The following is a 13,954-nucleotide window of genomic DNA, read 5'->3' as shown; positions in this document are numbered from 1 at the left end:
GGCGTGTCGGTCGACGGAGAGTCTGGATTTGCGGTTGGACCGGGCCATTGGGGCGCGGGCGACATGACGACGAGGGGCGCGGCCGCGGAAGCGGCCGGATCATGCGATGGACCGGTTTCTGTCAAATGCGGTGAACAGGATCGATGCGAAGGGACGGGTCTCCGTTCCGGCGCATTTCCGTGCCGTATTGCAGAAGCGCGGCTATGCCGAGCTCTATGCACTGAGGGCGCTCGACGTTCCGGCGCTCGACGTCGGCGGGCTCGACCTGCTCGACCGCTACGAGCAGCGTATCGCGCAAGAAGATCCGTTCCTGCAGACGGCGGACGACATGTCCTTCTTCATCCATGGCGACAGCACGTTCCTGAAACTCGACCAGGACGGGCGCATCTCGGTCTCGGATTTCCTGCGCGAGCATACGGGGATCACGACCGACGTGGCCTTCGTCGGGCGCGGGCAGTTTTTTCAGATGTGGGAGCCGGAGCGGCTGCGCAGCCATGGCGCGGACGTTCGTGCCCGGCTCCTGAAGCTTCGGCAGGGGACGAAGCCTGGGGAGCGACCGGAATGATGGCGGGTCACGGCGATGACCATCAAGCTGTCGGCGGACCGGCCCGCCACATTCCGGTTCTCCTCGCCGAAGTCCTGGCTGCGCTCAAGCCGCAGCCGGGCGAGGTCGTCATTGACGGCACCTTCGGCGCCGGCGGCTACACCAAGGCCATCCTGGCCGTCGGAGCTTCCGTCGTGGCGATCGACCGCGACCCCGATGCCATTGCTGCCGGCCGCGAACTGGAGGCGCAGTCGGGCGGGCGCTTGCGCCTGGTGCAGGCGCCGTTCTCCAGCCTCGACGAGCATGTCGAACTGGTCGACGGGGTCGTTCTCGACATCGGCGTTTCCTCGATGCAGCTCGACCAGGCGCAGCGCGGGTTTTCGTTCCGCGCCGACGGGCCGCTCGACATGCGCATGGCCCAGGCAGGCGCAAGTGCCGCCGACGTCGTCAATCGTTTCAAGGCGGGCGATCTCGCGCGCATCTTCGGTTTCCTCGGCGAGGAACGCCATGCCGGCCGCATTGCCCGGATGATCGAAAGCCGCCGCGAAAAGCGTCCGTTCGAGCGCACGCTCGATCTCGCCGATGCCATCGAGACCCATATCGGCCGTGCGCCCAAGGACAAGATCCACCCGGCGACGCGCGTGTTCCAGGCGCTGCGCATCTATGTCAATGACGAACTGGGCGAGCTGGCGCGGGCGCTGTTTGCCGCCGAGCGCGCGCTGAAGCCCGGCGGGCGCCTCGTCGTCGTCACCTTTCATTCGCTCGAAGACCGCATCGTCAAGCGCTTCATCGCCGATCGCTCGAGCGCGCCATCGCGGTCGCGCTACATGCCGGAGCTCGACGTGATCGCGACGACCTTCACCAAGGCGGGCAATGCCCTCGGCCCGAGCGACGCCGAGACAGCCGTCAACCCGCGCGCACGCTCGGCCAAGCTGCGTGCGGCGGTTCGCACGAGCGTCGCACCTCGCGGCGAAGACTTTTCCATCTTCGGACTTCCGAAGCTTCCCGACGTCAACCAGTCGGGAGAAAGGTGAGCCCATGTTCCGCACCACTGACATCGTGCTGATCGCCGTGATGGTTGGCGCCGCGGCATTCACCTACAAGACCAAGGACGAGGCCGAGAACCAGCTCAAGGCCGTCAACAAGATCCAGGCGCAGATCCGCTTCGAGGAAGACACCATCGACCTGCTGAAGGCCGACTGGAGCCTGCTCACCCAGCCGTCACGGCTGCAGAAGCTGGCGCAAGTCTACGAGATGGAGCTCAAGCTTCTGCCGGTGGATGCCCGCCAGATCGTCAGCCTCCAGGATCTGCCGGTGCGCCCGCTGACCATCGAAGACATCACCAGCGAGCGTTTCGGCGGCGTCGCCGAAATCGCGCCGGACCAGACGACGACCGGAGGGATCGCCCAGTGATCGGATTGTTCGGCAAGAAGCGCAGCGCGGGCGACAGCTCAATCGTCGTCGACAGCGCGCGCAAGACCACCGGCGGACGCACCCGCAACCGCGTCGTCATGACGATGGCGGTGTTCTTCGGCATCTATGCGACGATCGGTGGCCGTCTCGTCTATCTGGCCATGCAGGACCCCGAGATGTCTAACGGGCCTGAAAGCCGCGTGACCGCATCGCGCCCCGACATCGTCGACCGCAACGGCGAAGTGCTCGCCACCGACATCAAGACCGCTTCACTGTTTGCCGAGCCGCGCCGCATCGTCGACGCCGACGAGGCGATCGAGAAGCTGACGACGGTGCTGCCGGACCTCGATGTCGAGCAGACCTACAACAAGCTCAAGAGCGGCACCGGCTTCGTCTGGCTCAAGCGCCAGCTGACGCCGAAGCAGCAGGCCGACATCCTGGCGCTGGGCATTCCCGGCATCGCGTTCCGTACCGAGAAGCGCCGCTTCTACCCTGGCGGCGAAACGACTTCCTACATCGTCGGCCTGACCAACATCGACAACAAGGGCATTTCCGGTCTCGAGAAGTATATCGACGACCAGGGGCTTGCCGACCTGCAGGCCTCGGGCCTCGCGATCGCCAAGGATCTCAAGCCGGTCAGGCTGTCGATCGACCTGCGCGTCCAGCACATCGTCCGCGACGAGATCCAGGCAGCGATGGAAAAGTACCGCGCGGTGGCCGCCGGTGCGGTGGTGATCAACGCCAAGACCGGCGAAATCCTCGGCATGGGCTCGGTGCCGGACTTCGATCCAAACAATCCGTTCAATGCCCAGGACAAGGACCGGCTGAACCGCATGTCGGCGGGCCTGTTCGAGATGGGTTCGACCATCAAGAGCTTCACCACGGCGATGGCGCTGGATTCGGGCAAAATGACGCTCAACAGCACCGTCGATGCCAGCCGCCCGCTGACCATCGGCCGCCAGACGATCCGCGACTTCCACGGCAAGGGCCGCGTGCTGACGGTGCCGGAAGTGTTCATCTATTCGTCCAATATCGGCTCGGCCAAGGAGGCCGACGTCGTGGGCATCGAGGGACATCGCGAGTTCCTCAAGCGCCTGGGCCTGCTCGACCGGTTGCAGACCGAACTTCCCGAATCCGCACGTCCCACCGAGCCGAAGGTCTGGAAGAAGGTGCATTCGATCACCGCGGCATTCGGGCACGGCTTCTCGACGACGCCGCTGCAGACGGCGGCCGGCGTCGTCGCGCTGATGAATGGCGGCCGCTACATGACCCCGACTTTCCTGCCGCGCACCCTGGACGAGGCGATCGCAGCCTCGACGCAGGTGGTGAACGAGCAGACCAGCAACGACATGCGCTACCTGTACAACCTGAACGCGACGGCGCCGGGCGGTTCCGGCAAGCGCGGCACGGTTGCCGGCTATCGGGTCGGCGGCAAGACCGGTACGGCCGAAAAGGTCGTCAACGGGCGCTATTCGAAGGAAAAGAACTTCAACGCCTTCATCGCCGCCTTCCCGATGGAGGATCCGCAATATGTGGTGCTGACCATCATCGACGAACCGAAGCTCGAAGGCTCGACCCGTTCGGCCACGGCCGGCTTCACCGCCGCGCCGATGGTGGCAAACATTATCCGGCGTTCGGCGTCCCTGCTTGGCGTGAAGCCAGAATTCGGCCAAGAAGGTAGTGCAACTCTGGCTTCTTATCCCTGATTCTGCAGGCGCGCCGGCGGCGCGCCGCTTTGTATGTAGCGAACGGAACTCGATGAAACTGATTGACCTTGCCGGTATCCTGCCCGTCGATGGGGTTCTGCCCAGAGATGTCGAGGTGAACGGGGTTTCGTCGGATTCGCGGCAGGTGACGGCAGGAACGCTGTTCTTCGCCGTCTCCGGCAGCAAGGCCGACGGTGCCACCTATGCCGGCGATGCGGCCAAACGCGGTGCCGTTGCCATTGTCGCCGCCAAGGGGGCGGGCCTTGCCTCGGCCGGCATTCCGGTGATCTCCGTCGACGATCCGCGCCTGGCATTGGCGCTGAGTGCCGCCAAGTTCTATGGCCGCCAGCCCGAAACGATGGTCGCCGTCACCGGCACCAGCGGCAAGACCTCGGTTGCAGCCTTTACCCGCCAGATCTGGAAGCATGCGGGCTATGCCGCCGCCAGCATCGGCACCACCGGCGTGGTGGCGCCTGGCCGCAACGAATACGGGCAATTGACGACCCCGGACCCGGTCGCATTGCACAAGCTGCTCGCCGAACTGGCCGCCTCGGGCGTGACGCATGCCTCGATGGAGGCGTCGAGCCACGGTCTCGACCAGCGCCGCCTCGACGGCGTGCGGCTGGCTGCGGCGGGTTTCACCAATCTCGGCCGTGACCACATGGATTACCACCCGACGGTCGAGGAATATCACCGCGCCAAGCTGCGCCTGTTCGACACCCTGCTGCCGAAGGGCGCTCCGGCGATTGTCTTCGCCGACGACCCATGGTCGAAGCCGACCATCGACGCGGCGCGTGCCGCCGGCCTGAAGGTGCTCACAGTCGGCCGCCATGGCGACTTCCTCAGCCTCAAGCGGGTGGAGCACGAGCGCCATCGCCAGCGCGCCGAGATCGAGTGCGACGGCGCGATCCATGAGATCGACCTGCCGCTGGCCGGCGATTTCCAGGTCGCCAACTCGCTCGTGGCTGCCGGCCTTGCCATCGCCACCGGCACCGACGTCGGCAAGGCGCTTGGGGCACTGGAATATCTCGAAGGCGCGCCTGGCCGCCTCGACCTCGTCGGCACCACCGCTGCCGGTGCGCCCGTTTATGTCGACTACGCCCACAAGCCCGATGCGCTGGAGAACGTGCTGGCGGCGGTTCGGCCTTTCACGACCGGCCGCGTCATCGTCGTGTTCGGCTGTGGCGGCGACCGCGACCGCGGCAAGCGCCCGATCATGGGCGAGATCGCCACGAGGCTGGCGGACGTTACCATCGTCACCGACGACAATCCGCGCTCGGAGGTGCCTGAAACGATTCGTGCCGCCATCATGGCTGCCGCGCCCGGCGCCATCGAGATCGGCGACCGCAGGCTAGCGATCCAAGAGGCCGTGGGCATGCTGCATGCGGGCGACACGCTGATCGTCGCCGGCAAGGGCCACGAGGAAGGCCAGACGATCGGTACCGAGACGCTGCATTTCTCCGATCATGAGGAAGTGCGCAACGCGCTCGCCGGGGGGCAGGGATGAGCCTGCTGTGGACCTCCGAGGCGCTGGTCGAAGCGACAGGCGGCCGTCCGTTCGGCCAGATGCCTGAAGGCATCTCGGGCATTTCCATCGACAGCCGCAGCCTGAAGCCGGGCGAAGCCTTCTTCGCCATCAAGGGCGATGCGATGGATGGCCACGACTTCGCCACCGCCGCCATCAAGGCGGGAGCAGGACTGCTTGTCGTCGCCGAAGGCAAGCTGCCGGCGCTCGGCCGGCTGACGGCGCCGATGATCGTGGTGCCCGACGTTCTGGCGGCGCTCGAAAAGGCCGGTGTTGCGGCGCGTGCCCGTTCGCGGGCGCGGATCATCGCGGTCACCGGTTCGGTCGGCAAGACCTCGACCAAGGAAGCGCTTCGCCATGCACTGTCGTCGGTCGGCAAGGTGCATGCTTCGGCGGCATCCTTCAACAATCATTGGGGCGTGCCGCTGACGCTGGCGCGCATGCCGGAGGATTGCGACTACGCAGTCTTCGAGATCGGGATGAACCATCCGGGCGAAATCAGTCCGCTGGTGCGCATGGTTCGGCCGCACATCGCGATCGTGACGCTGATTGCCGCGGCGCATCTCGGCTTCTTCCGCAACCTTGACGAGATCGCCAAGGCCAAGGCGGAGATTTTCGAGGGCGTCGAACCCGGCGGGGCGGTTTTGCTCAACCGCGACGACGGCCGCTACAAGCTTCTCGAAAAATTCGCCCGCGCGACAGGCGTCGACAACGTCATGAGCTATGGCGAGAACGCGCGTGCCAATTTCCGGCTGCTGAAATGCACGCTGGAGGCCGACCATTCGATGATCGTGGCGCGCATCGGTGGCCGCGACGTGCCCGCCCGCATCGGCGCGCCAGGCCGCCACATCGTACAGAATGCGCTCGCCGTCATGGGGGCGGCCCATCTCTGCGGTGCCGACGTGCCGACGGTTGCCACCGCACTGGCATCGATGACCGCCGAAAGCGGACGCGGGCAACGCCACGTGCTGGCCCTGCCCAATGGGCCGATCACGTTGATCGACGAGAGCTACAACGCCAATCCGGCTTCGATGAAGGCTGCGATCGAACTGCTCGACGCAACGCCGATCCACGGGGCAGGGCGGCGCATCGCCGTTCTTGGCGACATGCTGGAGCTGGGGGCGCATTCGGCCAAACTGCATGCCGGCCTTGCCGAACTGATCGGCTCGACCAGGACCGACGTGGTGCTGATGGCCGGGCCGGAGATGAAGGCGCTTGCCGATACGCTGCCCGAGGGGGTCAAGTCGGAATACCGCGCCGGTGTCGACGAGTTGAAGTCCGTCCTGTTGCAGACACTTCAGCCCGGCGACGCGGTCATGATCAAATCGTCGAAAGGCATCGGCTTTTCCAGGCTCGTCGATGCACTCATCAAGACATTCCCGGCGCATGCCGGCAACACCACACCGACCTGACGGGGTCTCGGGGGACGGATACGCATGCTAACTTTGCTTGTCGACTTTGCGGACAAGGTGTCGTTCTTCAACGTCTTCCGCTACATCACCTTCCGTACCGGCGGCGCGCTGATCACCTCGGCGCTGATCGTCTTCATCTTTGGCCCGGCGATCATCAACGCGCTGCGCCTGCGGCAAGGCAAGGGCCAGCCGATCCGCGCCGACGGCCCGCAGACGCACTTCAAGAAGGCCGGAACGCCGACGATGGGCGGCCTGATGATCCTCTGCGGCATCATCGGCTCGACCCTGCTCTGGGCCAACATCACCTCCGTCTATGTCTGGGTGGTGCTGTTCGTGACGCTCGGCTTCGGCGCCATCGGCTTTTATGACGACTATCTCAAGGTCACCAAGCAGTCGCATCTCGGCCTGTCAGGCAAGGCGCGCCTCGGCATCGAGTTCGTGATCGCCGGCATCGCTGCCTGGATCATCATGCACAACGGCCAGTCCCCGTTCTCGTCGTCGCTAACCTTCCCCTTCATCAAGGATTTCCTGCTCAATCTCGGCTGGTTCTTCATCCCGTTCGCCTGCTTCGTCATCGTCGGCGCCGGCAATGCGGTGAACCTGACCGACGGGCTCGACGGCCTGGCCATCGTTCCGATCATGATCGCCGCGGCGTCGTTCGGCGTCATCGCCTACCTCTCGGGCAACGCGGTTTTCGCCGAATACCTGCAGATCCACTTCGTGCCTGGCACCGGCGAACTCGCCGTCATCCTGGGTGCTGTCATCGGCGCCGGCCTCGGCTTCCTGTGGTTCAACGCGCCGCCCGCCGCCATCTTCATGGGTGACACCGGCTCGCTGGCCCTGGGTGGCCTGATCGGCACGGTTGCGGTGGCCACCAAGCACGAGATCGTCATGGCGATCGTCGGCGGCCTGTTCGTCATGGAGGCGCTGTCGGTCATCATCCAGGTCGGCTTCTTCAAGATGACCGGCAAGCGGGTGTTCCTGATGGCGCCGATCCACCACCATTTCGAAAAACTCGGCTGGACCGAAAGCCAGGTCGTCATCCGCTTCTGGATCATCGCCGTCATCCTGGCGCTGATCGGCCTTTCCACCCTCAAGCTGCGCTGAGGCCAACATGATCCCCGCCACCTCATTTCAGGGAAAGCGAGTAGCGCTCTTCGGCCTCGGCGGCTCGGGGATCGCCACGGCGCGCGCGCTGGCGGAAGGCGGGGCGGAGGTTCTGGCCTGGGACGACAATCCCGAAAGCGTCGCCAAGGCCGCCGCCGAAGGCATCGCCACGGGTGACCTGCGCGGTGCCGACTGGGCCGGCATCTCGTCCTTCGTGCTGTCGCCAGGCGTGCCGCTGACCCATCCCAAGCCGCACTGGACCGTGGAACTGGCGCGCGGCGCCGGCGTGGAGGTGATCGGCGACATCGAGCTGTTTGCTCGCGAGCGCATCGCCACCGCGCCGACCGCACCGTTCATCGCGATCACCGGCACCAACGGCAAGTCGACGACGACGGCGCTGACGGCACACATCCTGCAGTCGGCCGGACGCGACACGCAGATGGGCGGCAATATCGGCCGCGCCGTGATGACGCTCGATCCGCCGCAGCCGGAGCGGCACTACGTCGTCGAGTGCTCGTCTTACCAGATCGATCTCGCGCCTTCGGTCAACCCGACGGCGGGCATCCTGCTCAACCTGACGCCTGATCATCTCGACCGTCACGGCACCATGCAGCACTATGCTTCGATCAAGGAGCGGCTGGTGGCGGGCAGCGACACCGCCATCATCGGCGTCGACGACGTCTATTGCGCCCAGATCGCCGACCGGCTCGAGCGGGCCGGCAAGAACGTGGTGCGCATCTCCAAGCGCCTGCCGCTGACCGACGGCTATTTCGCCGACGGCAGCAACCTGATGGAGGCAATCGACGGCCGCTACAGCCGCATCGCCTTCCTCGAAGGCATTGGCTCGCTGCGCGGCCAGCACAATGCCCAGAACGCGCTTGCCGCCGTCGTTGCCTGTCTCAAGGTCGGGCTCGATCTCGGCGAGATCCAGGCAGGCCTCGAATCCTTTCCTGGCCTTGCCCACCGCATGGAGCAGGTCGCACGCAAGGGCCATGTGCTGTTCGTCAACGATTCCAAGGCGACCAATGCCGACGCCGCTGCACCGGCGCTGTCGAGCTTCCCGCGCATCTACTGGATCGCCGGCGGCCTGTCCAAGGAAGGCGGTATCGAGCCGCTGCGCAGCTTCTTCCCGCGCATCGCGCGCGCCTATCTGATCGGCGAGGCGGCCCCGGCATTCTCGGCCACGCTGGGCGAGGCGGTTCCCTACGAGATTTCGGGCACGCTTGCGGCTGCGGTCGAACATGCCGCCGAAGACGCGGCCAGGGACGACACCAGCGAGGCGGTGGTGCTGCTGTCGCCGGCCTGCGCCAGCTTCGACCAGTTCAAGAACTTCGAGATTCGCGGCGAAGCCTTCAGGCAAGCTGTGAATGCTATTGATGGCGTCAGCGCTATCGGAGGGGCAAGATAATGGCCAGCCGTCTCGACAGAAGTCCCGTCGCCCTGTGGTGGTGGACGGTCGATCGCTGGTTCCTCGCGGCATTCCTGTCGCTGATGGGACTGGGCATCGTGCTTTCATTCGCTGCAAGCCCGGCGGTCGCCGAGCGCATCGGCCTCGGCAGCTTCCACTTCGCCACACGCCAGATCATCTTCACGATCCCGGCTCTGGCGGTGATGATCGCGGTGTCGTTCCTCGACACCAGGCAGATCAGGCGCATGGCACTGGTGATGCTCTGCATCATGCTGGTGATGATGGTTGCGGTGCTGTTCGTCGGCGTCGAGGTCAAGGGCGCCCGGCGCTGGCTCTCGCTGGCCGGCATCTCGATCCAGCCGTCGGAGTTCCTCAAGCCGGCCTTCGTCGTCATTTCGGCCTGGTTGCTCGCCCAGAACGAGCGCCATCCCGACATTCCCGGCAACCTGTTTGCGATGATACTGCTCGGCGTGGTCCTGGCGCTCCTGATGGCGCAGCCGGACTTCGGCCAGACGATCCTCGTGCTCGGCACCTGGGGCGTGATGTTCTTCATGGCCGGCATGTCGTGGTTCTGGATCATCACCCTTGGCGCCGTCGGCCTCGGCGGCGGCTTTGCCGCCTACACGATGTTCCCGCACGTCGCGGGCCGTATCGACCGCTTCCTCACCGGCGAAGGCGATACGTTCCAGGTCGACATGGGCCGCGATGCGATCATCAATGGCGGCTGGTTCGGCGTCGGGCCGGGCGAAGGTACGGTCAAGCGCGTCATTCCCGATAGCCATGCCGACTTCGTCTTTTCGGTGGCCGGCGAGGAGTTTGGCATCGTGCTGCTCCTGATCATCATGTCGATCTTCGCCTTCATCGTGCTGCGCGGCCTGCGCACCGCGCTCAAGGAGCACGATGACTTCACCCGCTACGCGGTGGCCGGCCTGGTGGTGGTGTTCGGCTTCCAGTCGATCATCAATATGAGCGTGAACCTGCAGCTGATGCCGGCCAAGGGCATGACGCTGCCGTTCATTTCCTATGGCGGCTCTTCGCTGATCGCGATCGCCATCTCGATGGGCATGGTGCTGGCGCTGACCCGCAAGAAGCCCGAGAAGCTCAGGCCGACCGGATTTTCCGCCATGCCGCGGCACGCAATGCCGGCGGAATAACATGGCCAAGGGAACTGTCATGCTTGCCGCCGGGGGTACCGGCGGCCATCTCTTTCCGGCCGAGGCGCTGGCGCATGAACTGACGGCGCGCGGCTGGCAGGTGCATCTCGCCACCGACGACCGCGCCGAGCGCTTCGCCGGCAAGTTTCCGGCCGCCGCCATCCATCCGATTTCATCGTCGACGATCGGCTCGAAAAATCCCGTTGCGCTGATGCGCGCGTTCTGGAGCATCTGGCGCGGCGTGCGCCAGGCTTCGCAGGTGATTGCCAGGATCAAGCCGTCCGTGGTCATCGGCTTCGGCGGCTATCCGACGCTGCCGCCGCTCTATGCCGCGACCCGCCGCAACGTGCCGGCCATGGTGCACGAGCAGAATGCCGTGATGGGCCGCGCCAACAGGGCGCTGGCCGCCAAGGTCGACGCGATTGCCGGCGGCTTCCTGCCGGAAAACTCGGGTAGCAACAGCGCCAAGATCGTCGTCACCGGCAATCCGGTGCGGCCGGCGGTGATCGAAGCGTCGAACACGCCTTACGTGGCATCCGGCGCTTCGGACGCGTTCAATCTTCTCGTGTTCGGCGGCAGCCAGGGCGCGCAGTTCTTTTCCGATGCGGTGCCTGGCGCCATAGCGCTGCTGCCCGAAGCGCAGCGCAAGCGCTTGCGCATCACCCAGCAGGCCCGTGTCGAGGATGCCGACAAGGTCAAGGCGGCCTATGCCGGGCTCGGCATCGCGGCAGATGTGTCGCCGTTCTTCAACGACATGGCACAGCGCATGGCCGCTGCCCATCTGGTGATGTCGCGCTCGGGGGCTTCGACCGTCTCGGAGATCGCGGTCATCGGCCGCCCGGCGCTGCTGGTGCCATATCCGCATGCCCTCGACCACGACCAGGCCGCGAATGCGGCGCGCCTGGCTGCGGCCGGCGGCGGCGAAGTTCACCCGCAATCGACGCTTTCCGTCGAGCGGATCGCGGGGCTCATTGGCGGGGCCATGGACGACCCGGCGCGCATGGCTGCCATGGCAGCTGCCGCCAAGTCAGTCGGCAAAGCAGACGCCACACGGTTGCTCGCCGATCTCGCAGAGGCTATTGCGTCGAAAATACCCGTTGCGGAGTTCAGGAAGGGAGTGCGGCCATGAAGATGCCGCAGACGATAGGCCTCGTGCATTTCATCGGCATTGGCGGCATCGGCATGAGTGGCATTGCCGAAGTGCTGCACAATCTCGGCTACAAGGTGCAGGGCTCCGACCAGTCGGAGAGCGCCAACGTGCAGCGCCTGCGCGAGAAGGGCATCGAGTGCTTCGTCGGCCATAGGGCCGAGAACCTCGGCGACGCCGAGGTGATCGTCGTTTCGACGGCAATCAAGAAGACCAATCCGGAACTGATGGCCGCGCGCGAGAGGCTGTTGCCGGTCGTGCGCCGCGCCGAGATGCTGGCCGAACTGATGCGCTTCCGCAACGCGGTGGCCATCGGCGGCACTCACGGCAAGACCACAACGACCTCGATGGTGGCGACGCTGCTCGACGCCGGCGGGCTCGATCCGACAGTCATCAATGGCGGCATCATCAACGCCTACGGCACCAACGCCCGCATGGGCGAGGGCGAGTGGATGGTGGTGGAAGCCGACGAGAGCGACGGCACGTTCCTCAAGCTGCCGGCCGACGTCGCCGTCGTCACCAACATCGATCCCGAGCACCTCGACCACTATGGCACTTTCGACAAGGTGCGCGAGGCGTTCCGCCAGTTCGTCGAGAACGTGCCGTTCTACGGCTTCGGCGTGATGTGCACCGACCATCCCGAAGTGCAGGCGCTGGTCAGCCACATCGAGGATCGCCGCGTCATCACCTATGGCGAAAACGCCCAGGCCGACGTCCGCTTCACCAACCACCGCATGGACGGCGCGGTTTCGGTCTTCGACGTGGTGATCCGCAGCCGCAAGTCGGCGACGGCGACCACCATAGAGGGCCTGCGCCTGCCGATGCCGGGACGCCACAACGTTTCCAACGCGACTGCCGCCATCGCGGTCGCCACCGAACTCGGTATCTCCGCCGAGGCGGTGAAGCAGGGGCTGCTTTCGTTCGGCGGCGTCAAGCGGCGCTTCACCCACACCGGTTCGTGGAACGGTGTCGAGGTGTTCGACGATTACGGCCATCATCCGGTCGAGATCAAGGCGGTGCTGAGTGCGGCGCGCGAGGCCACCAAGGGCCGCGTCATCGCCATTGCCCAGCCGCATCGCTTCACCCGCCTGCGCGACCTGTTCGACGATTTCTCCGCCTGCTTCAACGACGCCGACACCGTGATGGTCGCACCCGTCTATGCGGCCGGCGAAGACCCCATCGACGGCATCAGTTCCGAGACGCTGACCGCGCGCATCCGCGCCGGCGGCCATCGCGACGCCCGCTTCATCGAAGGTGCCGCTGCCGTGGCTCCGATCGTGCGCGAACTGGCCAAGCCGGGCGACTTCGTCGTCTACCTCGGCGCCGGCAACATCACGCAATGGGCCTATGCGCTGCCGGGCGAACTCGCCGGGGGCGGATCGTGACGGGTGGCGAGGCGCTGATCGAAAAGCTCGGCGACCGCCTGTCCGGACTTCGCGGGCGCATCACGCCCAGCGCCGAGATGGAAAAGATCACCTGGTTTCGTGCCGGTGGCCTGGCCCAGGCGCTGTTTCAGCCGGCCGACGAAGACGACCTTGCGGCCTTCCTGAAGGCGGTGCCGGAAGAGGTTCCGGTGATGGTCGTCGGCATCGGCTCCAACCTGCTGGTGCGCGAGGGCGGCATTCCCGGTTTCGTCGTGCGGCTGTCGGCCAAGGGCTTCGGCGAGGCCGTGGCGATCTCGCCGACCGGCATCCGGGCAGGGGCGGCGACGCCCGACAAGCGCGTCGCGGCACTCGCCCATGACAGCGGCATCGGCGGCTTCCATTTCTACCACGGCATCCCTGGTGCCATCGGCGGCGCCTTGCGCATGAATGCGGGCGCCAACGGCGTCGAGACGCGCGAACGGGTCGTCGAGGTCCGTGCGCTCGACCGCCAGGGCAAGCTGCATGTGCTGTCCAACGCCGACATGGGCTACAGCTATCGTCACTCGTCGGCGGCTGCCGACCTGATCTTCACGTCGGCGACCTTCGAGGGCTACGCGGAAGACAAGGACGCCATCAAGGCGGCGATGGATGCGGTCCAGCACCATCGCGAGACGGTGCAGCCGATCCGCGAGAAGACCGGCGGCTCGACCTTCAAGAACCCCGAGGGCAGCTCGGCGTGGAAGGAAATCGACGATGCCGGCTGCCGCGGCCTGATGATCGGCGGCGCGCAGATGTCGCCGATGCACTGCAACTTCATGATCAACACGGGCAATGCGACCGGCTACGACCTCGAATTTCTCGGCGAGACGGTGCGCAGCCGGGTGCTTGAGAATTCGGGCATCCGCCTGCACTGGGAAATCAAGCGCATCGGCCAGTTCAAGGCCGGCCGCGAAGTGCAGGAGTTTCTTGGGCAAATGCTCTAGGAAACTCCGTTCCGGGCAGCCGTCCGGACAATCATTTCAGCCCTCGATGCGTGGCGCAGCGAGGGCTTTTTGCTGCCCGATTTTTGCCTTCCACCACTGCCATCCAGGTGTTCCCGGGATTCGCCCGAGGTCACGAAACGGCAATGAATTTCAATCGGCACTTGCCACGGAATCAAGTCTCTGATTCTCTG

At 65.6% G+C, this 13,954-nt stretch carries 12 protein-coding genes; all 12 read left to right on the top strand.

Annotated elements, in window-relative coordinates; genetic code table 11:
• Positions 1-106: 106 nt before the first annotated feature.
• The 12 genes from mraZ to murB are packed head-to-tail and all read left to right on the top strand — an operon-like array spanning position 107 to position 13,763.
• Positions 107-565 carry a division/cell wall cluster transcriptional repressor MraZ gene (mraZ, locus tag ASC75_RS01615; RefSeq protein WP_055969736.1) on the top strand — a complete coding sequence of 153 codons (459 nt, stop codon included), beginning with the start codon at positions 107-109 and terminating at the stop codon, positions 563-565.
• Positions 562-1,578: a 16S rRNA (cytosine(1402)-N(4))-methyltransferase RsmH gene (rsmH, locus tag ASC75_RS01610; protein ID WP_055969733.1), complete on the top strand. Its 1,017-nt coding sequence runs from the start codon at positions 562-564 to the stop codon at positions 1,576-1,578. Before mraZ ends, rsmH begins: the two co-directional genes overlap by 4 nt.
• 4 nt (positions 1,579-1,582) lie before the next feature.
• Positions 1,583-1,957, top strand: a complete 375-nt coding sequence (locus ASC75_RS01605) for a hypothetical protein (RefSeq protein ID WP_055969730.1) — start codon at positions 1,583-1,585, stop codon at positions 1,955-1,957.
• Complete coding sequence (locus ASC75_RS01600) at positions 1,954-3,663, top strand: penicillin-binding protein 2 (RefSeq protein ID WP_055969728.1); 1,710 nt, start codon at positions 1,954-1,956, stop codon at positions 3,661-3,663. Before ASC75_RS01605 ends, ASC75_RS01600 begins: the two co-directional genes overlap by 4 nt.
• 52 nt (positions 3,664-3,715) lie before the next feature.
• On the top strand, positions 3,716-5,170 hold the full coding sequence (locus ASC75_RS01595) for a UDP-N-acetylmuramoyl-L-alanyl-D-glutamate--2,6-diaminopimelate ligase (RefSeq protein WP_055969725.1): 1,455 nt from the start codon (positions 3,716-3,718) through the stop codon (positions 5,168-5,170).
• Positions 5,167-6,600, top strand: coding sequence for a UDP-N-acetylmuramoylalanyl-D-glutamyl-2,6-diaminopimelate--D-alanyl-D-alanine ligase (locus ASC75_RS01590; protein WP_055969721.1), 1,434 nt, complete (start codon positions 5,167-5,169; stop codon positions 6,598-6,600). Before ASC75_RS01595 ends, ASC75_RS01590 begins: the two co-directional genes overlap by 4 nt.
• Before the next feature lie 24 nt (positions 6,601-6,624).
• A complete protein-coding gene (mraY, locus tag ASC75_RS01585) occupies positions 6,625-7,707 on the top strand; it encodes a phospho-N-acetylmuramoyl-pentapeptide-transferase (RefSeq protein WP_055969718.1) in 1,083 nt (360 codons plus the stop codon).
• 7 nt (positions 7,708-7,714) lie between these two features.
• Complete coding sequence (murD, locus tag ASC75_RS01580) at positions 7,715-9,115, top strand: UDP-N-acetylmuramoyl-L-alanine--D-glutamate ligase (RefSeq protein WP_055969715.1); 1,401 nt, start codon at positions 7,715-7,717, stop codon at positions 9,113-9,115.
• Entirely contained in the window at positions 9,115-10,269 is a 1,155-nt protein-coding gene (gene ftsW, locus ASC75_RS01575) for a putative lipid II flippase FtsW (RefSeq protein WP_055969712.1), read from the top strand. Before murD ends, ftsW begins: the two co-directional genes overlap by 1 nt.
• 1 nt (position 10,270) lies before the next feature.
• A complete protein-coding gene (gene murG / locus ASC75_RS01570) occupies positions 10,271-11,398 on the top strand; it encodes an undecaprenyldiphospho-muramoylpentapeptide beta-N-acetylglucosaminyltransferase (protein WP_055969709.1) in 1,128 nt (375 codons plus the stop codon).
• On the top strand, positions 11,395-12,801 hold the full coding sequence (murC, locus tag ASC75_RS01565) for a UDP-N-acetylmuramate--L-alanine ligase (protein WP_055969706.1): 1,407 nt from the start codon (positions 11,395-11,397) through the stop codon (positions 12,799-12,801). Before murG ends, murC begins: the two co-directional genes overlap by 4 nt.
• The gene (murB, locus tag ASC75_RS01560; protein WP_156381060.1) at positions 12,798-13,763 is read left to right on the top strand and encodes a UDP-N-acetylmuramate dehydrogenase; all 966 of its coding nucleotides are present in this window, start codon (positions 12,798-12,800) and stop codon (positions 13,761-13,763) included. Before murC ends, murB begins: the two co-directional genes overlap by 4 nt.
• The last annotated feature ends 191 nt before the right edge of the window (positions 13,764-13,954 follow it).

The sequence above is a fragment of the Aminobacter sp. DSM 101952 genome, from assembly GCF_001424795.1.
Lineage (GTDB): Bacteria > Pseudomonadota > Alphaproteobacteria > Rhizobiales > Rhizobiaceae > Aminobacter > Aminobacter aganoensis.
Note: the sequence above shows the minus strand (reverse complement) of the source record. Positions and strands in the feature narration are given on the sequence as shown.